This window comes from Acinetobacter gerneri DSM 14967 = CIP 107464 = MTCC 9824 (genome assembly GCF_000368565.1).
GTDB lineage: Bacteria > Pseudomonadota > Gammaproteobacteria > Pseudomonadales > Moraxellaceae > Acinetobacter > Acinetobacter gerneri.
The window spans coordinates 579214-603790 of sequence record NZ_KB849542.1 but is presented as its reverse complement, the minus strand read 5'-3'; the positions used below and the strand labels follow the sequence as shown (position 1 = coordinate 603790).

33 protein-coding genes are annotated in these 24577 nt (G+C 38.4%); 25 read left to right on the top strand and 8 right to left on the bottom strand.

Annotated elements, in window-relative coordinates; genetic code table 11:
- Positions 1 to 8: 8 nt before the first annotated feature.
- From F960_RS08335 to F960_RS08305, 7 genes are all read right to left on the bottom strand, one after another.
- A complete protein-coding gene (locus F960_RS08335; RefSeq protein ID WP_004862047.1) occupies positions 9 to 221 on the bottom strand; it encodes a TraR/DksA C4-type zinc finger protein in 213 nt (70 codons plus the stop codon).
- Positions 222 to 506: 285 nt separating this feature from the next.
- Complete coding sequence (locus tag F960_RS08325) at positions 507 to 1694, bottom strand: AAA family ATPase (RefSeq protein ID WP_004862044.1); 1188 nt, start codon at positions 1692 to 1694, stop codon at positions 507 to 509.
- Positions 1695 to 1697: 3 nt separating this feature from the next.
- Positions 1698 to 3443, bottom strand: coding sequence for a DDE-type integrase/transposase/recombinase (locus F960_RS08320; RefSeq protein WP_004862040.1), 1746 nt, complete (start codon positions 3441 to 3443; stop codon positions 1698 to 1700).
- Positions 3444 to 3445: 2 nt separating this feature from the next.
- A complete protein-coding gene (locus F960_RS08315) occupies positions 3446 to 4381 on the bottom strand; it encodes a hypothetical protein (protein WP_004862038.1) in 936 nt (311 codons plus the stop codon).
- 2 nt (positions 4382 to 4383) lie between these two features.
- Positions 4384 to 4707, bottom strand: coding sequence for a helix-turn-helix domain-containing protein (locus F960_RS08310; RefSeq protein ID WP_004862034.1), 324 nt, complete (start codon positions 4705 to 4707; stop codon positions 4384 to 4386).
- Entirely contained in the window at positions 4697 to 4846 is a 150-nt protein-coding gene (locus F960_RS22330) for a hypothetical protein (RefSeq protein WP_004862031.1), read from the bottom strand. Before F960_RS22330 ends, F960_RS08310 begins: the two co-directional genes overlap by 11 nt.
- 56 nt (positions 4847 to 4902) lie before the next feature.
- A complete protein-coding gene (locus F960_RS08305) occupies positions 4903 to 5118 on the bottom strand; it encodes a DNA-binding protein (protein WP_004862028.1) in 216 nt (71 codons plus the stop codon).
- A 127-nt stretch (positions 5119 to 5245) separates the two neighbouring features.
- Here F960_RS08305 and F960_RS08300 point away from each other — a divergent pair, with 127 nt between their 5' ends.
- From F960_RS08300 to F960_RS08255, 10 genes are all read left to right on the top strand, one after another.
- Positions 5246 to 5716: a helix-turn-helix domain-containing protein gene (locus F960_RS08300; RefSeq protein WP_004862026.1), complete on the top strand. Its 471-nt coding sequence runs from the start codon at positions 5246 to 5248 to the stop codon at positions 5714 to 5716.
- Positions 5717 to 5722: 6 nt separating this feature from the next.
- A complete protein-coding gene (locus F960_RS08295) occupies positions 5723 to 6187 on the top strand; it encodes a hypothetical protein (protein ID WP_004862024.1) in 465 nt (154 codons plus the stop codon).
- Between the two features lie 47 nt (positions 6188 to 6234).
- A complete protein-coding gene (locus F960_RS21510) occupies positions 6235 to 7080 on the top strand; it encodes a hypothetical protein (protein WP_004862022.1) in 846 nt (281 codons plus the stop codon).
- Positions 7081 to 7153: 73 nt separating this feature from the next.
- On the top strand, positions 7154 to 7654 hold the full coding sequence (locus F960_RS08285) for a glycoside hydrolase family 108 protein (protein WP_004862020.1): 501 nt from the start codon (positions 7154 to 7156) through the stop codon (positions 7652 to 7654).
- Positions 7651 to 8178, top strand: coding sequence for a DUF7940 domain-containing protein (locus tag F960_RS22950; RefSeq protein ID WP_004862018.1), 528 nt, complete (start codon positions 7651 to 7653; stop codon positions 8176 to 8178). Before F960_RS08285 ends, F960_RS22950 begins: the two co-directional genes overlap by 4 nt.
- Complete coding sequence (locus F960_RS08275) at positions 8178 to 8564, top strand: hypothetical protein (RefSeq protein WP_004862016.1); 387 nt, start codon at positions 8178 to 8180, stop codon at positions 8562 to 8564. The genes F960_RS22950 and F960_RS08275 overlap by 1 nt, the downstream gene beginning before the upstream one ends.
- Positions 8565 to 8573: 9 nt before the next feature.
- Entirely contained in the window at positions 8574 to 8921 is a 348-nt protein-coding gene (locus tag F960_RS08270) for a hypothetical protein (RefSeq protein ID WP_004862015.1), read from the top strand.
- The gene (locus tag F960_RS08265) at positions 8914 to 9222 is read left to right on the top strand and encodes a hypothetical protein (protein WP_004862012.1); all 309 of its coding nucleotides are present in this window, start codon (positions 8914 to 8916) and stop codon (positions 9220 to 9222) included. The genes F960_RS08270 and F960_RS08265 overlap by 8 nt, the downstream gene beginning before the upstream one ends.
- An 8-nt stretch (positions 9223 to 9230) precedes the next feature.
- Positions 9231 to 9779 (top strand): DUF3486 family protein, encoded by a 549-nt coding sequence (locus F960_RS08260; protein ID WP_004862008.1) that lies wholly within the window; start codon positions 9231 to 9233, stop codon positions 9777 to 9779.
- The gene (locus F960_RS08255; protein WP_004862007.1) at positions 9776 to 11338 is read left to right on the top strand and encodes a hypothetical protein; all 1563 of its coding nucleotides are present in this window, start codon (positions 9776 to 9778) and stop codon (positions 11336 to 11338) included. The genes F960_RS08260 and F960_RS08255 overlap by 4 nt, the downstream gene beginning before the upstream one ends.
- Positions 11339 to 11347: 9 nt before the next feature.
- On the opposite strand, the gene F960_RS21500 is transcribed toward F960_RS08255, so the two are convergent.
- Positions 11348 to 12181: a hypothetical protein gene (locus F960_RS21500; protein WP_004862004.1), complete on the bottom strand. Its 834-nt coding sequence runs from the start codon at positions 12179 to 12181 to the stop codon at positions 11348 to 11350.
- A gap of 309 nt (positions 12182 to 12490) precedes the next feature.
- Here F960_RS21500 and F960_RS08245 point away from each other — a divergent pair, with 309 nt between their 5' ends.
- From F960_RS08245 to F960_RS08175, 15 genes are all read left to right on the top strand, one after another.
- Positions 12491 to 14119, top strand: a complete 1629-nt coding sequence (locus F960_RS08245) for a DUF935 domain-containing protein (protein ID WP_004862002.1) — start codon at positions 12491 to 12493, stop codon at positions 14117 to 14119.
- Positions 14112 to 15377, top strand: coding sequence for a phage head morphogenesis protein (locus F960_RS21495; protein ID WP_154650738.1), 1266 nt, complete (start codon positions 14112 to 14114; stop codon positions 15375 to 15377). Before F960_RS08245 ends, F960_RS21495 begins: the two co-directional genes overlap by 8 nt.
- Complete coding sequence (locus tag F960_RS08235; protein WP_004861996.1) at positions 15377 to 15850, top strand: phage virion morphogenesis protein; 474 nt, start codon at positions 15377 to 15379, stop codon at positions 15848 to 15850. The genes F960_RS21495 and F960_RS08235 overlap by 1 nt, the downstream gene beginning before the upstream one ends.
- Positions 15851 to 15934: 84 nt before the next feature.
- Positions 15935 to 16999 carry a phage protease gene (locus tag F960_RS08230; RefSeq protein WP_004861994.1) on the top strand — a complete coding sequence of 355 codons (1065 nt, stop codon included), beginning with the start codon at positions 15935 to 15937 and terminating at the stop codon, positions 16997 to 16999.
- The gene (locus F960_RS08225) at positions 16999 to 17409 is read left to right on the top strand and encodes a hypothetical protein (protein WP_004861992.1); all 411 of its coding nucleotides are present in this window, start codon (positions 16999 to 17001) and stop codon (positions 17407 to 17409) included. The genes F960_RS08230 and F960_RS08225 overlap by 1 nt, the downstream gene beginning before the upstream one ends.
- A complete protein-coding gene (locus F960_RS08220; RefSeq protein ID WP_004861990.1) occupies positions 17406 to 18314 on the top strand; it encodes a Mu-like prophage major head subunit gpT family protein in 909 nt (302 codons plus the stop codon). Before F960_RS08225 ends, F960_RS08220 begins: the two co-directional genes overlap by 4 nt.
- Positions 18315 to 18316: 2 nt before the next feature.
- Complete coding sequence (locus F960_RS08215; RefSeq protein ID WP_004861988.1) at positions 18317 to 18745, top strand: gp436 family protein; 429 nt, start codon at positions 18317 to 18319, stop codon at positions 18743 to 18745.
- A complete protein-coding gene (locus F960_RS08210) occupies positions 18739 to 19344 on the top strand; it encodes a phage protein Gp37 (protein ID WP_004861987.1) in 606 nt (201 codons plus the stop codon). The genes F960_RS08215 and F960_RS08210 overlap by 7 nt, the downstream gene beginning before the upstream one ends.
- Before the next feature lie 4 nt (positions 19345 to 19348).
- Positions 19349 to 19696: a hypothetical protein gene (locus F960_RS08205; protein ID WP_004861986.1), complete on the top strand. Its 348-nt coding sequence runs from the start codon at positions 19349 to 19351 to the stop codon at positions 19694 to 19696.
- A gap of 11 nt (positions 19697 to 19707) precedes the next feature.
- Positions 19708 to 21960 (top strand): sialate O-acetylesterase, encoded by a 2253-nt coding sequence (locus F960_RS21490; protein WP_004861982.1) that lies wholly within the window; start codon positions 19708 to 19710, stop codon positions 21958 to 21960.
- A 6-nt stretch (positions 21961 to 21966) separates the two neighbouring features.
- The gene (locus F960_RS08195; RefSeq protein WP_004861981.1) at positions 21967 to 22677 is read left to right on the top strand and encodes a hypothetical protein; all 711 of its coding nucleotides are present in this window, start codon (positions 21967 to 21969) and stop codon (positions 22675 to 22677) included.
- A gap of 9 nt (positions 22678 to 22686) precedes the next feature.
- Positions 22687 to 23496, top strand: coding sequence for a phage tail sheath C-terminal domain-containing protein (locus tag F960_RS08190; RefSeq protein WP_004861978.1), 810 nt, complete (start codon positions 22687 to 22689; stop codon positions 23494 to 23496).
- Positions 23497 to 23623: 127 nt separating this feature from the next.
- Positions 23624 to 24001: a hypothetical protein gene (locus F960_RS08185; RefSeq protein ID WP_004861977.1), complete on the top strand. Its 378-nt coding sequence runs from the start codon at positions 23624 to 23626 to the stop codon at positions 23999 to 24001.
- Positions 24002 to 24020: 19 nt separating this feature from the next.
- Positions 24021 to 24332, top strand: coding sequence for a hypothetical protein (locus tag F960_RS08180; RefSeq protein ID WP_004861974.1), 312 nt, complete (start codon positions 24021 to 24023; stop codon positions 24330 to 24332).
- Positions 24333 to 24361: 29 nt separating this feature from the next.
- On the top strand, positions 24362 to 24577 hold the full coding sequence (locus F960_RS08175; protein WP_004861973.1) for a hypothetical protein: 216 nt from the start codon (positions 24362 to 24364) through the stop codon (positions 24575 to 24577).

Below are 24577 nucleotides of genomic sequence, written 5' to 3'. Positions count from 1 at the left end.
ATAAAAAACTATCCTCTAAAATGTTTTTGCTGAGCTTCAAACTTTGTTTGGCATGTGATGCAACGTGTTACACCTTTTAACGCCCGACGTTGTTCAGGAATTTCTTCACCGCAGTCATCACAATCAAGATTGCTTTCAGTTTCAAACTGAGCACGTGCATTGATGTTTTGTTGCAGTTGAAAGTCCCGAAATTCTTCTGCCATATCAACTAAATCCACCATTATTTTTTCCTTTTGTTTTGTGTTTTTGGGGTGGTTATTTCATAAATAAAACAACCACAGACAAGAATAAAAAACCAAAAAACTGTGCTATTAAAATCTTTATGGACTACAGCTCCCAGCATGGAAATTGCATTCAATAAAATGAAATAACTGAATGCTCTAAACTTCGTCATTTCTCCAAAAAAGTCTTTGAATTTCATTTAATCATTCCATATATGAAGCCAATGACAGCGACCCAAAACAAAATGCAAAATATCAAAGCATTTTTTAAATTCAGCTCCATATCTACACTTCCTTTACAAGATCACCTGTGACAACTTTTTCACCGAGTTCAGCTGCAACATTAAGTGCACCAGTGATCAAGTTACCCACTGCAAGTGGATATAAAAGACTTTCACTTTGGTTGTTACGACCCACATTTCGGGTTAATTTTGCGCAAATAGCATCTATGCCAGATTCATCAATAAAATCTGAAAGATTGCGACCCGCTGTGTTGCAACGATGCTGTAAATATTCGACCAAAGCTGTTTGAGTAAATGGCTCAAGTGTCACAATTTCACAGCGTTGCACCACTTCGCGAACCTCTGGATTATTTTCAGCGAGTTTGATTTTGAGTTCATCCTGACCAATAAGGATGATGCTCATCAAAGGTGTAAACCCATTTTTAAGCTCAATAAAACGCTTAAGGTGCTTCAATGTTGGAATTGGAAGACTATGTGCCTCTTCAATAATTAGTAAATGATGCTGACCCGCTCGACTCGATTCTTTTAATAAATTATGAATTTGGCGAAAACGTGCTTCAGGTGAACGTTTTGCATTGGTACTTGGTGCAAGAGCTGAAAGTATTGCTTCTGCAATGTGAAGAGATTTTAAGGTCTTACCTTTAGTATCACTGTCTTCAGTCGCTAATACGTAAGGTTCAATAATAATGACAGGTTCATTTTCACGCTCAATACGATCATGAAGTTCTTCTCGTAACGTAGTTTTTCCTGAACCTGATTGACCAACAACAGCAATAAAAGAAGTATTGCCTTTTGCTGCCTGCCACATTGACTCACGGACATAATTAATGTCTGAATTGTTATAAAGTTCCGCAGCATTACGAATATCTTCGGTAAAAATATTTTTAAATAGCATAAATTGCTTCTTAGCCGCTGGAGTTAAGGTCTGTTTTCGTAGTAGCATTAATTGCTCCTTCTGGTCAGTTGGGGTAGCTGTACGCTCAACATCCGAGGCTTGGTCGTTTTCAGAGTTGAGTTGTACAGCATCCATTGCTGTTAAAATTTGGTCTTGGTTAAAACCTTTAGTGACTAAAAGTTCGATGATTTGTTGCTTGAGTTGAGCAGCATTTTTTTTCGGATAATCGCCATATTTGACAATTTTGTTAATCGTCGCTGGGCTAAATCCTAATTTTTTTGCAATCCATGTTTGTGAAATAGATTGCTCATCAAGTAGTTCTTTAAAAGTACTCATGGTTTATTCTCCAACTACTTTTAATTTTGGTTTGTTGTTGCCAGACTGAATGCGCTCTACCCAAAATGGAATATCTTCCTGTGGGATTTCACCATTTGGATAAGTGGTTTTAAGCATTTGCATGTGTTCAGTACCATTCCAAGCATTACCAATAAATCCACGGATGGCTTTTGCTGCTTGTACCCAGTTGAGTGGTGCAAGTTGTCGACGTTGAGATGCTGTGGTCATTTGCTCACCAGCACGTGGTAAATACTCTGGTACTTGGTGCTTGGTAATATGGGCATTTGGATCAATCTGACCTTGATATGCTGGCACACGCTTTTTGATCGCCTTGTCAACTTCGGCTTGTGTATCTGCGTTATAAGCCTGTTTCTGTATGCGTTTACGTGCTTGATCAATTTTGCTGTCAGGCATACTTTCAACTTCTTCACCAATAGCAGGCGATGCCAAAAGTTGTCCGAACATATCGGTTTGATCTGGTGAACAGGTATAGATTTTTAATTCGCCATTGCTGTTTTTAAATAAGATATCGACGTTAGGTGCTTGATATGGGTTGATCACCACATCAACTTTTGCACCAACATATATGTCTTCAATATGGCGAACGCTATAAAAGGATTCGTTGTATCCTTTAATGGTAAATTGGATCGTTAAATCACCTTTGACCACACGTGAAACAGGATTTGTCGTTACAAGTTCACGGCACATTTCAATCGGTGGTGCTTTGCGTAATTGTTCAGGTTTGATCATCTGCCAAACTTGGTTGCGTGTACGTTTGGTACGACTATGTACTTTTACTTCATTGAACATGACACGCCATTTAGTGGCATCAGCATTAAGCTCCTCTAGGCTTTTTATGTCTTTAAAAGTCAAAGTTGATTCATACTGCGTTTCAATCAGGTTATTGGCTTGCTCGACTTGACCCTTGGCACGACTATTATTGGTTTCATGTGCAATAAATTTGACACTTAAACGCTCAAGTAAGTTTTCAAACAATCCCGATGTGTTGGCAGAACCTTTGTCTACATAAAAGATAAAAGGAACGCCATGCATAGGTTCTTGCAAACTACGTTGGTGAATTGCATTGAAAAAAACATTGGTTAGGTTTTCGCTATTTTCAGAACGCCATACATACTCAAAGTAAATAGAACCCGAAGTGTGATCTGTGATGACATAGCGAATCACTCGTTCTTTTTCAATTTTCTTTAAATTGGCTGGTTTGTTTTTGTAGAACTGACGTTCGTCCATTACACATAAACCAGATTTCTTTAAATAGAACACCACGCAGACTGATGCGTCACATTGCCAAACATGGTTTGGGTGAAGCGAACGCTGTTGTTGGTGGGCAGTCGGTGTGCTCAATTGCGCAGGGTGGCAATAGAACTGTTTCATCATACGTCCCATCGTTGCCGCTGAAACTTTGGGCGCTTTACCGTTGTCTTGAGCCATTTCCAATGCGATGTTGATTGGTAAGCGTTTTTTACCCAATTTACTTTGTGCAGCCAAAACCAAGCCGCCGACCAACTCGGCTGCTTCCTGTGTAACAACGGATTTGCCTTTATCACTACGTGCTTTACGTTCTGACTTAAAACCAACTTTTTCAAGTCGTCTGTAAAGCTCAGCATGGCTGACGTTTAAATGTAGCTTTGCACGCTCGACAATTGCCCCTTTCTTACCGTGACCAGCTTCGGTAAGCTCTGCGGCAATTTGGCGCAAATAGTCAAGTTCGGCTAGATTTGGGCTTGTCATGGTTAAATCTCCGAATTCATATCAGAAGCTTCAATTTCAGAAGCATCTTCAATTTGAGGGAATAACCACTCAGGGCTGACCATATTTTCAAAGTCAACTTGAATGCCTAATGTTTGGGTAAACTGTGCAATACGTTGATATGTCGCAATAACTGATTCATCGACACGGTCAAAAAGTTGGTGAATACCTTTATCGTTAGCAAGATCAAGCACGCCATTTATGGCATTTTGATATCGTAAAGTGGCATTGAGCAATAAGATGCTTTCAGTCTTTAAAGTTTCTAAAGCTGCTTTTTCTAACTCTTGATCTTCAGTTTCAGCACGTAGTCTGATCTCAGGCGGACTTTTTAGCTTGGTCAGCTCTGTATCTTGCTTATTGAGCTTTTCATCTTTGGTTTTGATGATCTTGTCTTTGGCATCAACATCCGCAGTCAAGTCTTCGACTTTTTTCTTAAGTGAAGTTTTTTCTTTGGTATGCTTTGCAGACATTTCTTCGATCAAGTCGATGAGACTTTCACGATCTTCTGTTTTAACGGCTTCACCGTTGATCACAATCTCACGCTCTGCATCATCTAGCTTGCGTAATTTGCGCAGATCACGATAGCCCAAGCTCATACGTTGTGAAGTTTCGAGAAAGTCTTCACCGAATACACCAAGGTTACGAATATCCTCATCGACTTTTTCACGAGATAGCCCAATATGTTGGCAAAATTGATCCCAAGTTGGTGACGTTACCAGTTCTTCATTAAGGATTATCTTTAAGCCTTTGTATTGTTTAGCTTCTTTGATTTCTGCTAGCATTTTTATCGTGGTGACGGTCACCAATTTTCTAACAAATTCAGTAGCTTTAAGTGCACCAATACGTTCAGTTAAACGGATCTGGTCGATAGTCACGCTTTGTTCAATTTGTGCTAAATGATTTTGATTGATTTCTGTCATGATTAACTTCCTGATTTAATTTGGTTCATACGGGCACTGACACGTTGTACATGTTCAGAAATATGTCCTTGAGCACGGTCAATCTCATCTGAATGCACGTGTGCGATAGCGACCATTTCTCTGCCAAGGACATAGCTACCGTCATCTAATTGTGATGCCAAGCCTTCTGATACAAGCGTTTGCAATGCTCGATAGATTTGACTAGGACTTTCCTCAAGTCTTTTAGCAAGCTCTGAAATAGCCACCCCTTTGAGGCTATGACCTTTAAGTGCTTTTAGGACTTTTAAAATTTTCCCACCAGACTTCACGGTTGATTTATCTGTCATAACGATGTGCCTTCGCTTTTAGTGCCTCAATTTCTTTGATAAGAATCTGATTGTCAGACTCAGCCATGTACCAACCTGTGAAAGAAAAAGTTGCAAGAACGAAACACATCATCGCTAACCTGTTGTTTTCTTTTTTCATTTTTAAATTCCTTATAAAAAAGGGATAAAAAAGGTTACAAAGCGGATAAAAAGCGGTTAATCTATATTTGCAAATTCGGGATTAACTTTTAGTCCTAGTGCCACAGCAATTTCATGACCTTTTCCATAAAGACCTTTACGTGATCCGCCAATCACTCTGTAAACGTCGCTAGGTTGAAAACCGTGTTCTATCGCAAATTGTGCAAGTGTTTTACCTTGGGCACGAAGTTTTGCTTTGACTTGATCTGGTGTTAATGCTGTTGCTGAGAGCATTTTTAACTCCTTTCATGGTGTTTATGTGGTGCACTAAAGCTTCTTTAATGAAGTTGAATTTAATCCGTATGGATAAATAAATCAATACACTTTCATCATATTTGATAAAATATTTTTGAGTAAACACATGTCAATTGAGTCGATCGGTCAAAGAATACGCAATATTCGAGGTAAGGAATCTAGAAAGTCATTCGCTGAAAAGATGGATGTTGGTACTGCTACGCTTCAACGTTATGAAGATAATGAAAGGTCACCAGATTTAGAGTTTTTGATTAATATGCAAAAGCATTCTGGTTGTTCTTTGGATTATTTGGTGCACGGTATTGAATCTAATATAGATGATGAAGAGAATTTACTATTAAGAAACTATAGAAATGCAGATAGTGATTTAAAAAGAAATATTTTAGTTTTATCCTTTAAGTCAGATAATAAAAAACAAAAAACTAAAGTCGTACATAATCAAAAAAATGATGTACAAGGACAGCAGATTGGTGATAATAATCATCAAGATAATCATTTTGCTCCCAAACAATCAGCGACCTTTAATATCGACAATGTTAGTGGTGGCGAAGTGAATGGTATTAAAAATATGAAGTGATAAATCATGACTGATCAACATAATGATGATTTACATCAACAAGCAAGTTTTAATGTGAATCATGTTTCTGGTGGGAATTTGACTGGAATCATTAACTATTATGGTTCATTTATCCCACCAAATGAAAATGATCCTGATGCAATGCGATGCCCAAGAGAAACTTGCAAACGTTTAATTTATAGAGATAATCTTGAGTGTAATTTTTGCAAATTTGATCTTGTTGGATATTTTAGAAAAATTACCGAACGAAATGCTTATATTCAAGAGCGAAAAAGATTAGAAGAAGCTGAATTAAGAAAGTTTAGACATGATGTATCAAAATTAATATTTATTGGTGTTCTAGTTCTAATTGCTATGCTCTCTGGGGTTTTTAATTCATATTTTGAGCATGATTTACTGTGGCTAAAATTTCTTCCATTTGCTCTAGTAGCTTTAATTTTTTATATAGCTACAAATTGGGAGAAACTTTAGAATCTCATATTGCTTTTAATAGTTAAAATAAATTTTGGAATAATACGATGGCAGAAGCAACACAAAACTCCAAATCTAATCAAATATTGGGTGGGATACTTGTTTTCGGGATGCTTTTTTTTGCTTTTAATAAAGGTATAGATTGGTGGTCAAGTAACAAGCTGATCAAACAAAATGACGAAAGAATCGCATTTGCTTTAAAAAATAATGATGCAAATAAATGTGCTGTCATATCAAATGCAATTAGTATGGCAAATACACTAACAGATCAAAAGGCACTTGATAGGTATAAGAAAATTTCAGTTGAAAATTATTGTACATCACCGAATGATATAGATCCTTATGAATCAGCTGCTTTTGCAGAAAAAGAGGCTAAAAAACAAACGCCACAAGTTCCTTATGTTCAACGTTATTATAGTGAAAATGATACAACTGCTAAATTGAATCTAGTCCAATTTGCTAAAGTTGTTAGTAATACATACCCAGCATTAAAAATTCACTTCCCAAAAGATGCTAGTGTTATTAAATTCTCACCTAATGATGTTGATCCAAATGTGGAGTATGTAAAATTTAACAATTGGTTCAACGTTAAAATTTCACGTAAAGAAAACACTGATGATTGGAAAGCTTTTTCGGTTTCTGTGTACAATCAAAACTCTTATGAGGAATCAAAAGTTTCAGCGTTTAATACCTGTAAATTAATTTGGGATAATATAGATAATCGTGTACGACCTGAAATTGATGATTTAATCAAACGTGTTGAGAATTATGAAAAAGATGGATCAAAAGCCATGACTCAACAAATTAGACAAGGTTATTTTATTGAATTGGATGCATCACATTATAATGATGGGTATCCTGTTACTTGTTTGATTGCTATCGATAAAAAATAATCGGAAGCCTTTCCGCCTAATCTAAAATCAATATAAGCAGCAACATGACCTCATCATTTGATGAGGTTTTTTTATGTCTATCACTTTTGACGAAGTGTTTGAACGTGTGATCGGTCACGAAGGTGGCTATGTCAACAATCCTAAAGATCCTGGTGGGGAAACGAATTGGGGAATCACAAAAACAACAGCGCAAGCCAATGGATATCTTGGCGCAATGAAATCGATGACTAAAAACCAAGCAAAAGAAATCTATCGCAAAGCATTCTGGGAACGTGCGAAATGTTCACAGTATAACTCTGCTATTGGATTTCAACTATTTGATGCTGCTGTGAATCATGGAATCGGCAATGCAATCCGTATGCTGCAACGAGCTGTGGGGGTAGCTGATGATGGTGTTGTTGGACAAATGACATTAGGCGCAATCAATCAAAAAACACTTGATGATGTATTGGTTCTATTTAATGCACAGCGTTTAGAATTTTATGCAAAGTTAAGTACATTTTCGACTTTTGGTCGTGGCTGGATACGTCGAGTTGCTGGGAACCTGAAATTTGCTGCTGGAGATACACCATGAAAAAATCCCAGCATAAAATTCCTGCATCCCTAATGCAAACTCGAATCAAGCAACAAGTTCAGGATGAATTGATCAAAATCAAAGATCAACAACATGATGAATTTAGACGTGGTTATGAAACTGCTTCTAAAGATGTAACTGGGCTTTATAAACCTAAAATTGATGAGCAAAAGCAGCAACTTTTAGATCAAGCAAAACGTCATCAAAGCCGTGTTGAAGAATTGAAAGCAGCTATGCAATCTGCACCAGCGCAAATACTTCCAATGATTCAGGGTGAAGCAATGCGTTTAGGTTTTTTTGTTGGAAATAAAGGGACTAGCTGGAAGTGGTTTAGCAATATTGCATTTGCGTTGATCGTCGCTGTTCAGGCTTTCTATGATGCTTTGCCACCTGAATTGATCACATCACTACCCGATGGCACTCAATCTAAAATCACAGTTGCACTGGCAATTCTTGGTTTTGTTGGTCGCTATATCAATCAGAGTAAACCGAAGCCTTTGGCTCCAATTGAGGAATCAAAATAATGTCAAATATTAAATTTACTCAAAATGCCATTGTTGGTCTTGCAGGTTTTGTCTTAAACAACTATGGGCATATCAAAGAGACAATCAATGAAGGCATTGAGCTAACTAAGAAATCGGTTTCAAATGTCAGATTAACGACCAGTGCTATATACAGTCTTTTAACGGCCACAGCTGAAGCAATGCAATCGATTGAAAATGAAGGTGTTCTCAAGGGGCTGGAAAAGAAAAAAGCTGTGCTTGATTACATTAGTAAAGAGTATGTCGAAACCAAAGCTGAAATTAAAGCGATCTGGTCAAACTGGCTCACTACAGTATCGTGGTTTATTGATCAGCTGATTGCCATGCTAAATAGCGGACGTTCTGTTTTGCGAATGTATGCAGGTTAAGGGGGCTAAGTGGTAATTCAGCTAGAAACTTATCAGTGGATCATGCTCCTCGTCAGCATAATCTCAACAGTAGTGGCAACCATAAAAATCCTTTGGGCACGCATTGAAAAAAATCTTGATAGTAGTTTTCATGCTATGCAAGTCAAACTTGAAGATGTTGCGACTCAAGCAGGACAATGCCAAAGCGATATTCGAGATTTGGAACGAAAACTTTATCAATTTCAAATTGATTTGCCACACGCCTACGTTGCCCGCGATGACTATATTCGGGGGCAAACAGTGATTGAAGCTAAGCTCGATGCGTTAGCAACTAAACTTGAAAATGTACAGATTAAACAAGGAATGCGAAATGATTGATTTGGCTAAAGCTCGTCGAGAATCTATGCGCTGGCAACTACTCAATGCATTAAATAAAGCCCGTCCAATCGGTGCTTTAGATACATTACTTCTATCGGTAATGCAGGCTATTTTTCCAGATTGTACGGTTAAGGAACTGCACAGTGAGTTGGAGTATTTACAAGATCGAAAACTTGTTGATGTGAGTAAACAGCCTGACGGGCATTGGAACAGTAAGTTGACTCATTATGGTGTTGATATCGTTGAATACACGATTGATTGCCAAGCTGGTATTGCTCGTCCAGAAAAATACTGGAACTGAGGTGATACATGGGACGTGAATCTTCAATTGACCAGTTAAAACCTGAAGATCGTCAGATGCTTGACCGATGGCTCATGGATAAAGGATTTTGCGGTTATGAGGAAATTGCTAATAAATTAGCTGAGATGGGTTACTTAGTTAGCAAATCCAGTGTCCACCGCTATGGTCAAAAGCTTGAACAAAAGTTAGCAGCAGTTCAAGCCAGCACACAAGCAGCAATCATGATTGCTGATGCTGCACCTGATGATAGTGATATGCGTAGCTCTGCTGTTTTGTCACTTGTTCAGACTGAACTGTTCAATGCGCTCATTGCTTTACAAGAATCAGAAAACCCTGATGCAGATCCAGCAGATCGAATCATGCTTATGGCTAAGGCTGGTAAAGGTATCGCAGAAATTGCCAAAGCTTCTGTAAATCAGAAAAAATGGGAATCAGAAGTTAAAGAACGTGTGCAAGCTGCTGCTAAAGCCGTCGATAAGATTGCAAAAAAAGGTGGATTATCTGCTGAAACTGCGGCTGAAATTCGTAAGCAAATTTTGGGGATTGTAGATAAATGACCACCCTAGATGTATCACCAATTAATCTATTACAACCTGACTTTGAGAGTGATGTTCCAGCTGTTCTTTTACCATACCAGCAAGAATGGATCGCTGACAAAAGTCCTTTAAAGATTGGTGAGAAATCACGACGAATTGGTTTGACTTGGGCAGAAGCTGCGGATGCTGCACTTGAGTGTGCAAGTGACCGTTCTGCTGGTGGTCAAAACTGTTATTACCTTGGTTATAACAAGGATATGACAGTGGAATTTATACAGGCGTGCTCTATGTGGGCACGTGCATATGGCTTGGCAGCTGCTGAGGTTGAGGAAGGAATTTGGGAAGATGGTGATAAACATATTCAGACTTATATTATCCGTTTCCCTAAGTCTGGTTTTCGTATAGAAGCCTTAACCAGTCGCCCCTCAAACCTGCGTGGTCGTCAAGGTCGAGTGATACTTGATGAAGCAGCATTCCATGAGTCACTGGATGAATTACTTAAAGCAGCATTGGCACTTTTGATTTGGGGTGGTTGTGTCCGTGTCATTAGTACCCATGATGGTGAGGATAATCCATTTAATGAGCTGATCAATGAAATACGTGCTAAAAAGCGTAAAGGTACAGTTCATCGAACAACTTTCCGTGATGCTGTTGCTCAAGGCTTATATAAACGTGTTTGTATGCGTAAAGGCATTGCTTATGATCCACACGAAGAAGAATTGTGGATGCAAGAAGTTTATGACTTTTATGGCAGCGCAGCGGATGAAGAATTGGATGCTATTCCCAGTAAAGGTGGTGGTCGCTGGTTGCCTCATTCATTATTAGAAAGTAAGAAAGATGATACTGTGCCAGTCATTCGCTTTGAGGCTCCTAAAGGTTGGGATGACTTTAGTAATGTGACTGAAGAAGCTAGAAATGCCGAAGTGACAGAGTTTTTTAATGAACATCTGAAGCCATTGCTTGAAGCATTACCTAAAAAACTGATTACTTATTATGGTTTAGACTTCGCTCGTAAACGGAATGCTTGTTCATTTTGGCCGTTGGTTGAGCAGCAAAATACTAAAAAACGTATCCCTTTCTTATTTGAGATGTTTAAAGTTCCATATAAGCAGCAAGAAGAATTTTTAAAACTTATCGTTGTCATGTTGCCTAATTTTAGTAAAGGCGCACATGATGCCAGTGGTAACGGTGGGTATTTGGCTGAAGCTATGCAGGTTGTCTATGGTGAACGGATCGAAGCTGTGATGTTGACTGAAGCATGGTATCGAGAAAATACACCGCATTTTAAATCATCACTGGAAGATGGTGATATTGAAAATATGCCAGCCGATCAGGACGTGATTGAAGATCATCGTGCTTTTGTCATGGTCAATGGTGTGGCACGTATCCCTGCTATGGGTAAAACCAATACCAATAATAAAGATCGACATGGAGATAGTGCTATTGCACATTTACTTGCTGATTATGCAAGCAATCATCCTTCAGCACCGATTGAGTTTATTGCACTTCCATCTGCAAGTGAAATGGAAATGCGACCAGACGATTTTGATGGGTGGTTTAGTGATGTGGGTTGTTATTAAACACAGCCGTTATTTTAAAATTCTCAGAAAATTTCTTGGTTCTCTACGGATATTAACTGCTACTAAATGAGGTTCATCTTTCTGTTTTAGAATAAGTGTAAATTTTTGTTCTTGAAGTAAATCAAGATTATCAAAATAGCTGAAAGTTAGACTTATCTTACAATCTGCCAAATAGTTTGGTTCATCTATTTTATTTTTGATCGTGAACATTATTGCCTTTAATTCTTCATCAATAATACTATATCGCTCTGTACGTCTTACTTCAAAGTCACATTCAATTTTTAACTCTAATTCTCTCGCAATAGTTCTAGAGTTTGTAAAACCTATTTCAAACAATAGGTATTCAAAATTTTTATAAAATTTATCATTGGGTGAAATTAGAGTCTCACTTCCTTGATTAACATCATGTTTAACAGCATCAGATAAAGTGAAATGAAAGAAAGGTTGAGCATTGGTAAGCATTATATCTAATTCAATTTCTGATTGTTTTTTTAGGTGCTCTAATTCTTGCTCAGTTGTTAAAGCTAAAGCTTTTTGCTGTTCAACACTATTTTTTAATTCTTCACATTGTTTTCTAAAAGATTCATTACTAATTTTAAGCTCATCACCTTGCATTTTTAATGCTCTAGTGTTTTGTAAATAACCAAGTATTAATAGGATAAAACCTAAAGGTGCAAATGTACCTGCTAAAAAGTCACCTAATGAATTGGGGTCTAAAGCTTTGAGCTTTGCATAGTCAATATTAAAGAAATGGCAAATTATATAAAAATAGATAATGCTAATTAGGATGAACAAAAAATATTGAACAAAAGGTTTATCCCATAAGGGTGACTGTTTAGACATTAGATTCTCAATTTTTATACGAAAGTAAATTGTATTTAAATTATCAAAAATGAAATGCTTTTGCACCAGTTGAAATGACTGATTTAAAAAATAAAATAACTGAAAATCACAGATCAAATCCGATCAAGAAATAGATTTATAAATATTTATAAACGCCTTTTTAGCGGTTTAAACACGTTTCTGCATAAATGACCTATGAAAGATTTTAAAATCGCTTAAATCGCTCAAAATCAACGGAAGACTTTCCGCCTAATCAAAAACCGATTTACTACCCATGATGATGCAGAATCTACTATTGCATTTTTGATCATGTCTAAAAAAAAGCTCTCATCGAAAAAAACAGATTTAACTGCACTTGAAACAAATCAGACTGCGGAAGTCGCTTTGCTAACAGGTCAGTGGCAAGAACATCCCGTCGTTGGTATGACTCCCCAACGGCTGCACCAGTTGCTGACGGATGCTGAGCAAGGCAATCTTCAAGCTCAGGCTGATCTATTTTGCGACATGGAAGAACGAGACGGTCATATCTTTTCTGAGATGGATAAGCGCAAAAAAGGCGTGAATGGCTTAGATTGGACAGTCAACCCACCAAAGAACGCCACGGATCAAGAAAAAAAGATTGCCGCTGAAGTCTATGAGTGGATCGACGACATTCAAGACTTTGAAATATTTCTATTCGATGTGATGGATGCCGTGGGACATGGTTATAGTGGTCAAACGATTGATTGGCATCAACTTGGAAATACTTGGCTTCCGAAATCATTTAATTACGTCAACCCTCGTAATTTTCTTACACCTTATGATGAACCCAATGTTTTAAAACTCAATGACGGTACACCTAATGGTGCTGACTTTTGGGATTTTGGTTGGGTGATCCACCGCCACAAAGCCAAATCTGGATATATTGCTCGCTCAGGTTTGCACCGTGTTTTGTCATGGCCGTTCTTATTCAAAAATTACGGTGTGCGTGATGTGATGGAGTTCTTAGAAACCTACGGATTGCCGAATAAAATTGGGAAATATCCAAGTGGTGCAACTGATCAGGAAAAAATGACCTTGCTTCGCGCAGTCATGATGATCGGACGAAATGCTGGTGGAATTATCCCGAACGGTATGTCGATTGATTTTGAATCCGCAACCCATGGAGATACTAAAAATCACTTTGATCTTGTAAGTTGGTGTGAAAAAACGCAGTCAAAAATCATTGTTGGCGGTACTTTGCTTTCTCAGGCAGATGGTAAATCCAGTACTAATGCGCTGGGGAATATTCATGAAGTGACCTTTGAAAAAATCGTCAAATCGGATGCTAAACAAGCGGCTCGCTCAATCAATGACAGCTTGATCAGCTATTTGATGCGCTTGAATTATCCGAATATCACGCCAGACCGCTATCCAAGTTTTCAGTTTGATACTTCTGATACTGAGGATATGACTACGTTTAGTGAGTCATTGCCAAAGCTTGTCGAAATTGGGATGAAAATCCCTGTGTCATGGGCGCATGAAAAGCTCGGCATTCCGCAGCCAGCAGATGATAAAGAGCTGGTACTTGCTGTTGCACAATCTCAGCAAAATATAGCTGCAAATTCTTATTTATATTCTGGCATAGCTTTACCACCCCATTTGGCTGCATTAAACCAAAATACTATGCAATCAATTTCCCCAACTGAAGCTATCGCAATCCGTGCCCAAGCTTTGTTAGATGAGCAAATGCAGCAACAATTGAATAATGATCATCTGCAAAGCCAATCTGAAAATATCTTGCCAGCTTTAATCGCTAAGCTCAGTCAAGCTGGTGATATCGACGGTGCTTTGGCATTGTTAGCAGAACAATCGCCTGATTTAGATATGAGTGCATTGCAAGATGATCTTGAAAAATTGATCTTTGCTAGTGATGTGTTAGGTCGTCTTTCAGTGAATGAGGCACGAAAACGTGGATAAGCCAACCATGCAGTCTTTATTCAATCAGCCTCCTCGCAAAGCCATTGAATATTTAGAAAATAAAAAAGTCATGCCAAGCCAAGACTGGTGGCAGGTACAAGGCAACGCACATAACAAAGCATTTGTGATTGCACAGATGACACGTATCGATTTGCTTGAAGATATTCGTCAGTCATTGATTGATGCACAAAAAAATGGCTGGGATCTAAAGAAATGGTCTAAAGTTGTTGAGCCGAAAATGCGAGCACGTGGCTGGTGGGGAAAACAGGATATCATGACCGAAGCTGGTCAAAGGACTGTGCAGCTCGGCAATCCTTATCGACTTAAAACCATCTATCAAACCAATATGTCGCAAGCTTATGAAGCTGGACGACAAGCTGTGATGTGGGATGATAATCCGCTTTTCCCGTATGTCCAGTACAGCGCAATTTTAGATAATCGAACTCGCCCACAGCATCGTGCACTGCATGGTGTGGTCATGCGTAAAAATGACCCTGCATGGGCAGCGATAGCCCCTAAAAATGGCTATAACTGTAGATGCACTGTGATTGAACTTATGCAATCTGATGTTGATGCAGTCGGTGCAAAAGTCAGAAATAGCGAAGGTTATTTTAGTGTTGAAGAAGTGGATACTACTCATGGCGGTATAGCTCAAGTTGCTCATGTTCAATTTCCTGATCTGCCAGCTTTTCGCACTGATGCTGGTTGGATTGGTCGACCTAATGCAATACCCACCAAGCAATTGATGGATAAGGCTGTTACAGCACAACCACGACTATCATCAAAAATTATTGAACAAATACTTAAAAATAAAACTATTGTGAATCAATATAATCATGAAGTTAAACAATGGGTTCAACATTTTGATGCATCGAAATTACGTGCCGATATTCAGCCAGTTGGATCATTTACTACAGCGACTTTAGATGAATTAAAACGAAGCAAAAACATTGAGTTGAAAAGCTCAATCTTAGGTATTTCTGACCAACAAACTCTAAGTAGCTTAGATCAAGATTTAAAAAAATGGTTGGGTGATATTGTCCAAAATTTAGATACTTATACAATTTTTTGGGATGAAGTTACATCTAAACCTTTCTTATTTTTACCTAATTTGGAGACTGGTGGGCTATATAGATTTGATTTGCTGATTGATCAGCAAAGGAATATTAACGTGCTCTGTGCGCTGGTTGAAATGACTGCTGAAGAATTTAAAGCAGCTGATCATTATGAATTTGTCAGTAAAAAGATGGTGAATTGATGTCATATATCCAGATACAAGATGATGATGTACGTAAAACATTTAATCTGGCTGCTCAAAGATTGGTAAATACCGAACCATTGGCAGCAGATTTAGAACGTGTTTTAGTTAGTCAAAGTTTGCAGAACTTTCAAGCCAATGGTCGCCCTAAGTGGGCAGGATTATCACCTGCAACTTTGGCAATTTATAGTAAGCGAGGAATAAAGCCTCAAGGAATATTGCAAATCTCTGGTGCGCTGCGTGATAGCGTACAGGGTGATCATGATGTTGATTCAGTGACGATTGGTGCAGGATCTGGAGCTAGTGCAGCATATGCAGCAATTCATATGTTTGGTGGTCAAGCTGGTCGCGGTCATAAAGTTAAAATTTCAGCTCGCCCATATTTGCCATTTTTAAATGGTTTTCTACAACCTGAAGCTGAAACTGCTGTTAGTTTTGTGGCAAGTCATTATTTGTCTAAACTCTTCGATTAAAAGAAAAATAAACGGAAGCCTTTCCGCCTAATCTTTTCTCTTTTAAAAATCTAATCTCATAACATCATTTTAAAAGCTGATGTTATGACCGACTCAATTCTTGTAGCTTCTTGCTCATTTGACTTAGACCCAACGTCAAACCTACTGGTTTTAGTGCCTGAGGGGATTTTTCGTGGTGTCGATGGTCGTCCTTTTGATGCACCGCATTGGAATTTAACTGCTGAACGTGGTCGTCAAATTGTTGCTGCATTAAATGATCGCAAGATTGATATGGTTATCGACTACGAGCATGCAACTTTAAAAAGTCAAAGCACTGGTGATCCTGCCCCAGCTGCTGGTTGGTTGAAGGCAGGCAATTTCACATATGTAGATGGAGTTGGAATATGTAGCACAAAATTTGAATGGCTAGAAAAAGCCAAAGGCTATATCGAGTCGGAAGAATATAAATATTTATCGCCAGTCCTTTTCTATAACAAACTTGGCGAAATCATCGCTTTAATCAATCTCGCTTTAACCAATACCCCTGCACTAGATCAGCTGCCAGAAGCCAAGCTTGCTGCGGCAGCTCAGGAATATTTTGCCCAAAATAATGATGAGGAATCAATCATGAATGAGTTTCTAAAGCTCATGCTTAAAAAGCTAGGTTTAGCTGAAACTGCTACAGAATCAGAACTATTAGCTGCTGCAAATAGTGTTTTTACCAAATTAGACGGTGCTTTTGGCACAACTTTGGCAACTGATCAAACGCTAAATCAAGCTATTGATAAGGCCGTTGAAGTCAAAGCTGCTGCAAATAGCCAAGCACCTGATCTATCCCAATATGTACCGATTGCTGTTTATCAAGAAGCGGTCAATAAAGCCAGCACTGCTGTGGCAAGTGCCAAAGCTAAAGAAGTTGATGATTTGATTGTTACTGCTTGTAGCGATGGTCGCCTGACTGGTAAGGATACGATCAACTGGATCAAAGAGCAAGCGAAAACCAATCCAGACTTTGCAAAGGCTCATATCGAAAGTTTGCCGATCATCGCCGCTTTAAGTCAGACACAGACCAGTGTGACTGATACCAGTAAGCAACAAAAACAGCAACATACAGCAGAAGATTTGGCTGTTGCTGGAATGATGGGAATTGATCTAGGAGCAAATGCCTAATGTCTAGCATTTTAAATCAAAGCGGACGACAAACACCGTGCCGTGAATTGGGTTTGATTGGTGTACCTGTTAAAGCTGGTGCAGTCCTTTTAGCTGGATTTGCCGCAGTTGTTGACGAATCAGGTTATGCCGTGGCTGCTAGTGCTTCCGCAAAACTGACTTACTTGGGTCGTTATGAAGAAGCTGTAGATAACACAAGCGGTGGCAATGGTGATGTCTATGTTCTTGTCCGTACAGATAGCGCATTTCAATTTGAAAACAGCGCAACCGATCCAGTGACTCAAGCTTCATTTGGCAAGGTCTGTTATCTGCAAGATGGTGAAACTGTGGCTGCTACAGATGGCATGGGCAAACTTTCAAAAGCTGGTCGTGTGGTTGGAATCGATGAAAATGGAGTGTGGGTAGAATGAATGTAAATGGTGCAGTATTAAATGCAATTTTCTTAAGCTTGAGTAAAGCTTATAACCAAATGTTTACCGATACACCAGTTGAATACACTTCAATTGCAATGGTTGTTCCAAGCAATAGTGCGTATGTTGACTACCGTTGGTTGGCTAACTTTCCTCAAATGAAAGAATGGATTGGTAAAAAACATATTACCAAACTTGCTGAATATGAATATGTGATTGCCAATAAAGACTTTGCAGCAACAATTGAAGTCACGCGAAATAGTATTGAAGATGATCAGATTAGTATCTACAAACCTCAAGCTGAAAGTGCAGGTTTTTCTGCCAAACAACATCCTGACGAATTGGTGTTTGATGCAGTAAATAAATCTTTTACTGCGAAGTGTTATGACGGTCAGCCAATGATCTCGACCAGCCATAAAGTTGGTAAAACAGTTGTTAGCAATAAGGGGACGAAAAAACTTTCTATCGCAACCCTTGCAGCTGCTCAAGCATCATACGGTGCTGCACGTACTGCTATGCGAAAATTCAAAGATGAATCAGGTCGTCCCCTCAATATCACACCAACAGTACTTTTAGTTCCTGCTGCACTTGAAGATATTGCCAATGCTTTGATGACTGTAGATCGCCTCGAAGATGGTAAACCAAATCCGTACAAAGGCACTGCAAAAGTTCAAGTGTCAGCACGCCTTACAGATGACGATGCTTGGTTCTTACTCGATACCTCAAAACCTGTAAAACCTTTTGTTTATCAACTTCGTAAAAAACCTGTGTTTGTACAGATGACCAATATTGATTCACCGAACGTATTTATGGAAGGTGTTTTCTACTTCGGTGTTGAAGCGCGTGGTGCGAGTGGTTATGGCTTCTGGCAAACCGTCTACGGTTCTACTGGTAAGGATGCCTAAACATGACTTATGCAACGGTAGATGCAATGAAAAACAAGTTCGGTGAGCAAGAACTTATTCAGCTCACTGATATTGAAGAACCATATCAATATGCAATTAACATGACTCGGCTTAATTCAGCAATGAACGAGGCAAATAGTGAAGTTGATGCATATGTTGGATCTCGTTATTCACTACCGTTGCAAGTCATTCCACCTTTCTTAGTCAATATCGCTTGTAATTTGGCGCGTTACTATGCCGTTACAGGTGATCTGACGGAAAACGATCCGATCAAAGCTCGATATGAAACGTCGATCAAAACCTTGCACAAAATTTCAAAAGGTGAACTCACTTTAGGCGGTTCGCCTGCTGGAGAATCTGCACCTGTACAAACAGCGAACACCGTTGTATTTGCACGTGGTCGTCGGGACTTCGGAGGGTCAGGATGGTGAATCTTCGGATCAGTACAGTTGAGCAAGGTATTTTAGATTTACTTCAACTACAGATTACTTCAAAAAAATGGACATGGCTTCGAGAAGTTAAAAGCTATGGTGCTGAATTTGATGATGAAACTCAAGTTTTTGTTAAGTCATTCCCTGCAATTTGGGTTGTATTTCAAAACTCAGGTAAACCAAAAAAGATCAGCAATAACAAGACAGAGTATCCACTAACATTTGTTGTCATTGTTGGAGCACGTTCTCTTCGTAATGAAGAAACTCGTCGACATGGTACAGATGCAAATATTGGCACATACGATATGTTGAGTTTTGTGCAAGAGCTTTTGATTGGCAATGATCTTTCAACTGTTGGGGTAAAAGGCTTGCAGCCCTTAGAACTTGGTCGTACTGAAACTGTTTTTAATAAAAAGACTCAAGCTTCGTCTATCAGTGTTTTTGCTCAAGAGTTTACAACCCAATACACGATAACCGCTTCGGATCGTGACCGTTCCGAAACTGAAACTGATGATTATTTAGATCGTATCAATATAGATTACAACGTAGACCAGCTTGAAGTTAAAGCGTCAGATCTGGTCGAGTTAAACAAGGATTAATTCAATGTCAAATATTCCTCAAGGTTTAAAAACACCAGGTTCATATTTTGATATCAACACAAATACCCCACGTATGGGTTTGCCACTCAATACGCATAAAGTTTTATTTATAACTTTAGACGTGCTATCAGCTCAATTTAAACCTGTCGATGTCTATGACCAAGCCAATGCAGATAAAGTTTTTGGTGCTAAATCAGAAGCTGGTCGCATGATCGCAGCAGCGGTAAAAAGTAATCGTTTTGTAGATGCTCAAGCTATAGCACTTGATGTACCAGCAAAAACAATGAAAGCACTTTTAACAGAGACCAAATCAGCTTTAAAAACTGAATCTGGTGAAGTACTTGAACAATAAGTGAGGGATCAATGACTCTGGAAGTATCAGGTACACCGATTGGATATCTTGCTCGTGCTAAAAGCGTTGAAAAGAAAGATGTGTTGCCGATAGTGCAAGAAGGTGTAACAAAACAAGTTGAAGCAGCACAGGTTGTTAATCTTGTGACAAACAATCTCGGTTCTGCTGCTTTAAAGAATACCGAAGATTTTGCTTCAACAGTTACTGTCAATGAACTTAAAAGTGAAGTACAAGGCGTTACTTATGCTGTGATTGCAATTTCAAACGGTGCTGATAAGTCTTTTCCAACTTATGCTGAGATGATTGCATATAAGCCTGCTCAAGCAAATGTTTCTGTACGCAATAATGATCCAGATCCGAATTTACGAGGAACTTATATCTGGACTGGGACAGAGTATGTTGCAGGTTATGACACACTTGATGAAGCAATTAAACTTGCAAGCAAAGCAAAGTCAGAAGCAATTGATGAGTCAAGTATTTATGTTGATCAAAAAACAGAAGATTTGAAGTACTTAAAATCATCTAGTAATGATGAATATACACTTCGCGTCTTAAATAAATTCGGCTTCACTGAAATGGATCTAAAGCTAGACGGCTCTCTAGCATCAAGACTGTTTTCAATTTCAAAAGATACGATTAGTACTGCTGAATTATCTTTAATATCAAAATCAGGAGCGGTTCTAGAAGTAGTCGATAGGGTTGGTCGAACTGTCACAGTAATTGATGAAAATGCTCAGTTAAGTGCAAAAAGCGGATTAATCTTTAATAATGAATCAATTGAAAGCTCAGAAGATTTTATTTTAGGAGCAAAAGATAAATACGGGCGAACAATTGTAATTATTGATAAATATGGATATTTACAGAATCAGGCAAACACAACAGATTATGAATATGAGATTTTAAAATCAGAACGCAATGCACTGAATCTTTCGTATTCAGAAAAAGTACGATCTAATTTTAATTCACAAATTCAAAGAACTACAGCAAATTTGAACCATTTTTTGTGGTATGGACAATCTCTTGCATCAAATGCTGAAACATTCCCAGCATTATCAAAAACAGCTTATGAAAATCTTGATAATTTGATGCTTGGCGATAGCTCAAAACCACGCGGCGCTTACGATGATAAGTTCACCCCGCTAAATAATTCAAATTTAAATCCGCTTAAAGCTGTAGTTCAAGCTGCTGGAGGCAATGGTATTTTAACTGATGCAGAAATTGCAGCACTTGAATATCATGCGCAAAACGAAGGCGAAGGTGCAGTTGCGTGCATCAACTCATTGAAGCAACTGTTTTTGAAATACTTTTCTCTTTCTCGTGATCAAACGCGTAAGTTTGTTTTGTCAAATTGTGCATCAAGCGGACAAACAATTGATCAGCTCTCAAAAGGCAATTCTGCTAATAGATACAATCGCTTAACTCAAGCAATCAATCAAGTTCGCGCAATTGCTGAAGCACAATCTCTAAGCTATACGATTCCAGCACTAATTTTAGAGCATGGACAATTTGATAGTGCAAACGGCATGTCTAAAACAGATTACAAGTCAAAAGTATTAAAACTGTTTAGTGATTTCACAACTGATTTTTGTGCAAATCAAGATGCTCCGTCTTTTTTTATTACGCAAGTGGGTGGAGCGTATGGCAATGAAACACATGAAGTTGCGAGCGCCCAACTAGAATTAAGTAAAGAAAATTTAAACATTTATGGTGTATGTCCAGAATACTTTGTTGCGGATAAAGGCGGTCATTTAACGTCAAATGGCGCGCGCTGGCTTGATTGTGTGATTGCAAAAGTTATGTTCAGAGTTTTAGTGCTCGGAGAAGGCTGGCAACCACTTCACTGCATTAACATGCAAATTAAAGACGATAAAGCTTTACTAAGTTATCACGTACCGTATCCACCGCTGCAATTCAAAACTCCTTTCACTTCAACTGAACAGCTTGCAATACCGAATCAGGGATTTGTAGCTGAAGACGAGAATGGATCTCTTGTAATTTCTTCAGTTGAAATCATTGCTGATACGTTAATTGAAATTAAATTTACAAGAAAAGTGGTCGGTTCTCTCACTGTCTATTATGCAAGAAAATCAAATCTTTATGGCGCTGGTTGTCTTTGCGATAGTGATCCTTTTGTTTCAACTGAAAAGTACATTTATTTAGAAAATTCAGGTATGGCTGCAAGTGAAAATATCGCAAGTCTAGTCAATAAACCTTATCCCAACCAAAACTGGGCTTTCGCTCAAAAAATCGTAGCTTCGGAGTAAAAAAACATGGGTATTCAAATTATTAGCAACAACACAGTTTTCAATCAATCTAACGGATTTTCTCCGAGTTTTGACACGACAGGTCTTGTTTATTGCAATATATACGGAGTTAATGATATTGCTCAAAATTGGGCTGAAAATCAAAAAAATGCGACAAAAATTGGTTCTATTGCAAATGATAGTGACGGTTATTTAGTCTCGAAAGGAGCTATGACAGCAACGCTATTAACAGACACGATTGATGATAGCTATGATTTAACAGAGATTATTGTTTTAAAAAAATTCACATCAACAACAATTTCAATGATTTTGTCGAGCTGGATTGAAACTAGTGCATCAAGTCGAGCACTTGAAGTGCCAGCTAACACTTCAGAAATACGTGTTTTCACACCGTATATTGACGAAAAATTTGCATATACAAATACATTGCATTTACAAGATGGGGCAAACTTAATTGTAATTCGTCACAGTCAAGCGAAAGTTACATTAACAAATTTATCAACGAATGAATCTGTGAGTTTTACGCATACGGGTACGCCTAAACTCAACAGCAAATCATTTTCAATAGGTTCTTCAGCATATGGAGGCGAAACTGATAAAACAACTGAAAAGAAAATCGCAGCAGCAATGATTTTTAAGCGAGTTTTGTCTGATTCTGACTTGACTGATGTTAAGAGCTATTTAGTTGATTGTCTTCCATCAAACATTAAAATTTAGGAAAATAATATGACTCTTAAATCAACACTTGACAACATCGCCCCTCTCGGTCACACCATCATTGCCGTATCAGCAGCACCAGCAGCTGGTGATGACACAAAAGCGTGGATCGAACATTTAGACTTTGTATCTGGCGCAATCGAACAACGCCCAGCGATTTTGATCGTACCATTTACCGACATTGAAGCCGCTGAAGCTTTTGCAGATCAAGCACCTGTTAAAACTAGCTATCGTGTCGTAGCTGCTTGTTATCACGGAGCTACAGGTCAAGAAGCCGAGATTGCAGGAGCTATGGCTAGCATATTAGCAGACTCAAACGACCCAGCTTTACCATTTAATGGTGTAAATCTTGATGGTGTTACTGCTGTTGCAGATGAACATAAACTGATTTTTGATCGTATCGAACGTGCATTGAATAAAGGCGTATGTATGATCACCACTGGTGCTGATGGGAAACCTGAAATTGTCCGTGCTGTTTCTACCTATCGTATGAATCCCGAAACTGACGAAGCGGATGATTTGATGCTAGACATTAATGGTGCTTTGACGATTGACTATGTACGTAAAGTCATGCGGATCGCGACTTCACGTGAACGTCGTCGTAAAAATACAGCAGCTGCACGTCGTAATGTACGCAGTATCTTACTTGCTGAAGCAATCAAACTTGAAAATGCTGAAATTTTGGAAAATGTCCGTGATACAGCAGATCAGTTGACTGTTGTGCAAGATACGCAAGATAAAACACGGGCAAATTCTACGATCCCTGCTTACTGGGTTCGCGGTATGCATGTGTTGGCAAATACGCTATATGTGTATTAAACCTATCATTACAAAATCAAGGCTGCTATAGCAGCCTTTTTTATTATCTTAACGGAAGTATTTCCGCCTAATACTCAACAAATCAATAAGTAAAAATAAGTCAACATTAAAACCATGAGCTTTAAAAATGTCTGAAGAAGTTGTTGGCTCAATCGTCATGAGCGTAAACGGTGATGACTATGATTGTGCAAAGTTCACATCATCTACAACCACAGGAACTAAACCTGTTCCAACAATGAACCGTAAGCAACGCATTAAATATGTTGCAATGGGTATCCGTACTTTTAAATTAACCGCATCAGTTGTTGTGCCCGACGGTAAAGACACAGTGAAATGGCTTGATGTTAAAGATGGGCGTATTTCTATTGAATCACCGAGTGGTAACTATCGTGAAACATTCATTGACTGTCATGTTGAATCTGTCAGCGCATCATATGACATGAATGGTGAAACATTGCGTGATTTAGAAATGTTCTGCTTAGATTATTTAGATGAAACACTTTGATTTGTAGGAATTAAATAAAATGGAAAAAATTAGTATCAACGATGATCTACCAGTCGCTATCATGATTTTAAATGGTGGTACTGAAATTAAGTGTGGATCATTCATCATGTCATCGATGACAGCAGTTGAATATGTGAAAGCTCAAGCAAATACAAAAGCAGGTCAATATGTATCAATCCTTGATGTCGTCGCCATGACTAAAGTTGTTGATGATGCTGGTACTGAGTATGAACTTGATTATGATCATATTGCAGATGGTCCACACTTTAATTTAATCCGTTTAAATGAAGCCAAAGCAGAACTCGAAGCAAAGGTCAAAGCCGCGGCTTAATCGAACGTGTACGTTTAATTAAGGCATTGATGGCTATAGGTATTCCTTATGTAGAGGCATTAAATATGCCTCTACATATTGCTATAGCATTTCTCAATGATGAGCGGCAAACATTACAACGAATAGAAAAAAATATAGAAGAACAAACAGCTCCAGCTAAATCTTCTATACCACAACAGCCACAGCGTTCTAATACAGAAACTAAAACCTATATATCAACTGTACGTTTACATGGGAAAAAGTAA

Bases quoted from the DNA above. Each gene is read 5' to 3' on its own strand.
- F960_RS08335 (WP_004862047.1), bottom strand. From the start codon at position 221: ATGGTGGATTTAGTTGATATGGCAGAAGAATTTCGGGACTTTCAACTG.
- F960_RS08325 (WP_004862044.1), bottom strand. From the start codon at position 1,694: ATGAGTACTTTTAAAGAACTACTTGATGAGCAATCTATTTCACAAACA.
- F960_RS08320 (WP_004862040.1), bottom strand. From the start codon at position 3,443: ATGACAAGCCCAAATCTAGCCGAACTTGACTATTTGCGCCAAATTGCC.
- F960_RS08315 (WP_004862038.1), bottom strand. From the start codon at position 4,381: ATGACAGAAATCAATCAAAATCATTTAGCACAAATTGAACAAAGCGTG.
- F960_RS08310 (WP_004862034.1), bottom strand. From the start codon at position 4,707: ATGACAGATAAATCAACCGTGAAGTCTGGTGGGAAAATTTTAAAAGTC.
- F960_RS22330 (WP_004862031.1), bottom strand. From the start codon at position 4,846: ATGAAAAAAGAAAACAACAGGTTAGCGATGATGTGTTTCGTTCTTGCA.
- F960_RS08305 (WP_004862028.1), bottom strand. From the start codon at position 5,118: ATGCTCTCAGCAACAGCATTAACACCAGATCAAGTCAAAGCAAAACTT.
- F960_RS08300 (WP_004862026.1), top strand. From the start codon at position 5,246: ATGTCAATTGAGTCGATCGGTCAAAGAATACGCAATATTCGAGGTAAG.
- F960_RS08295 (WP_004862024.1), top strand. From the start codon at position 5,723: ATGACTGATCAACATAATGATGATTTACATCAACAAGCAAGTTTTAAT.
- F960_RS21510 (WP_004862022.1), top strand. From the start codon at position 6,235: ATGGCAGAAGCAACACAAAACTCCAAATCTAATCAAATATTGGGTGGG.
- F960_RS08285 (WP_004862020.1), top strand. From the start codon at position 7,154: ATGTCTATCACTTTTGACGAAGTGTTTGAACGTGTGATCGGTCACGAA.
- F960_RS22950 (WP_004862018.1), top strand. From the start codon at position 7,651: ATGAAAAAATCCCAGCATAAAATTCCTGCATCCCTAATGCAAACTCGA.
- F960_RS08275 (WP_004862016.1), top strand. From the start codon at position 8,178: ATGTCAAATATTAAATTTACTCAAAATGCCATTGTTGGTCTTGCAGGT.
- F960_RS08265 (WP_004862012.1), top strand. From the start codon at position 8,914: ATGATTGATTTGGCTAAAGCTCGTCGAGAATCTATGCGCTGGCAACTA.
- F960_RS08260 (WP_004862008.1), top strand. From the start codon at position 9,231: ATGGGACGTGAATCTTCAATTGACCAGTTAAAACCTGAAGATCGTCAG.
- F960_RS08255 (WP_004862007.1), top strand. From the start codon at position 9,776: ATGACCACCCTAGATGTATCACCAATTAATCTATTACAACCTGACTTT.
- F960_RS21500 (WP_004862004.1), bottom strand. From the start codon at position 12,181: ATGTCTAAACAGTCACCCTTATGGGATAAACCTTTTGTTCAATATTTT.
- F960_RS08245 (WP_004862002.1), top strand. From the start codon at position 12,491: ATGTCTAAAAAAAAGCTCTCATCGAAAAAAACAGATTTAACTGCACTT.
- F960_RS08235 (WP_004861996.1), top strand. From the start codon at position 15,377: ATGTCATATATCCAGATACAAGATGATGATGTACGTAAAACATTTAAT.
- F960_RS08230 (WP_004861994.1), top strand. From the start codon at position 15,935: ATGACCGACTCAATTCTTGTAGCTTCTTGCTCATTTGACTTAGACCCA.
- F960_RS08225 (WP_004861992.1), top strand. From the start codon at position 16,999: ATGTCTAGCATTTTAAATCAAAGCGGACGACAAACACCGTGCCGTGAA.
- F960_RS08220 (WP_004861990.1), top strand. From the start codon at position 17,406: ATGAATGTAAATGGTGCAGTATTAAATGCAATTTTCTTAAGCTTGAGT.
- F960_RS08215 (WP_004861988.1), top strand. From the start codon at position 18,317: ATGACTTATGCAACGGTAGATGCAATGAAAAACAAGTTCGGTGAGCAA.
- F960_RS08210 (WP_004861987.1), top strand. From the start codon at position 18,739: ATGGTGAATCTTCGGATCAGTACAGTTGAGCAAGGTATTTTAGATTTA.
- F960_RS08205 (WP_004861986.1), top strand. From the start codon at position 19,349: ATGTCAAATATTCCTCAAGGTTTAAAAACACCAGGTTCATATTTTGAT.
- F960_RS21490 (WP_004861982.1), top strand. From the start codon at position 19,708: ATGACTCTGGAAGTATCAGGTACACCGATTGGATATCTTGCTCGTGCT.
- F960_RS08195 (WP_004861981.1), top strand. From the start codon at position 21,967: ATGGGTATTCAAATTATTAGCAACAACACAGTTTTCAATCAATCTAAC.
- F960_RS08190 (WP_004861978.1), top strand. From the start codon at position 22,687: ATGACTCTTAAATCAACACTTGACAACATCGCCCCTCTCGGTCACACC.
- F960_RS08185 (WP_004861977.1), top strand. From the start codon at position 23,624: ATGTCTGAAGAAGTTGTTGGCTCAATCGTCATGAGCGTAAACGGTGAT.
- F960_RS08180 (WP_004861974.1), top strand. From the start codon at position 24,021: ATGGAAAAAATTAGTATCAACGATGATCTACCAGTCGCTATCATGATT.
- F960_RS08175 (WP_004861973.1), top strand. From the start codon at position 24,362: ATGGCTATAGGTATTCCTTATGTAGAGGCATTAAATATGCCTCTACAT.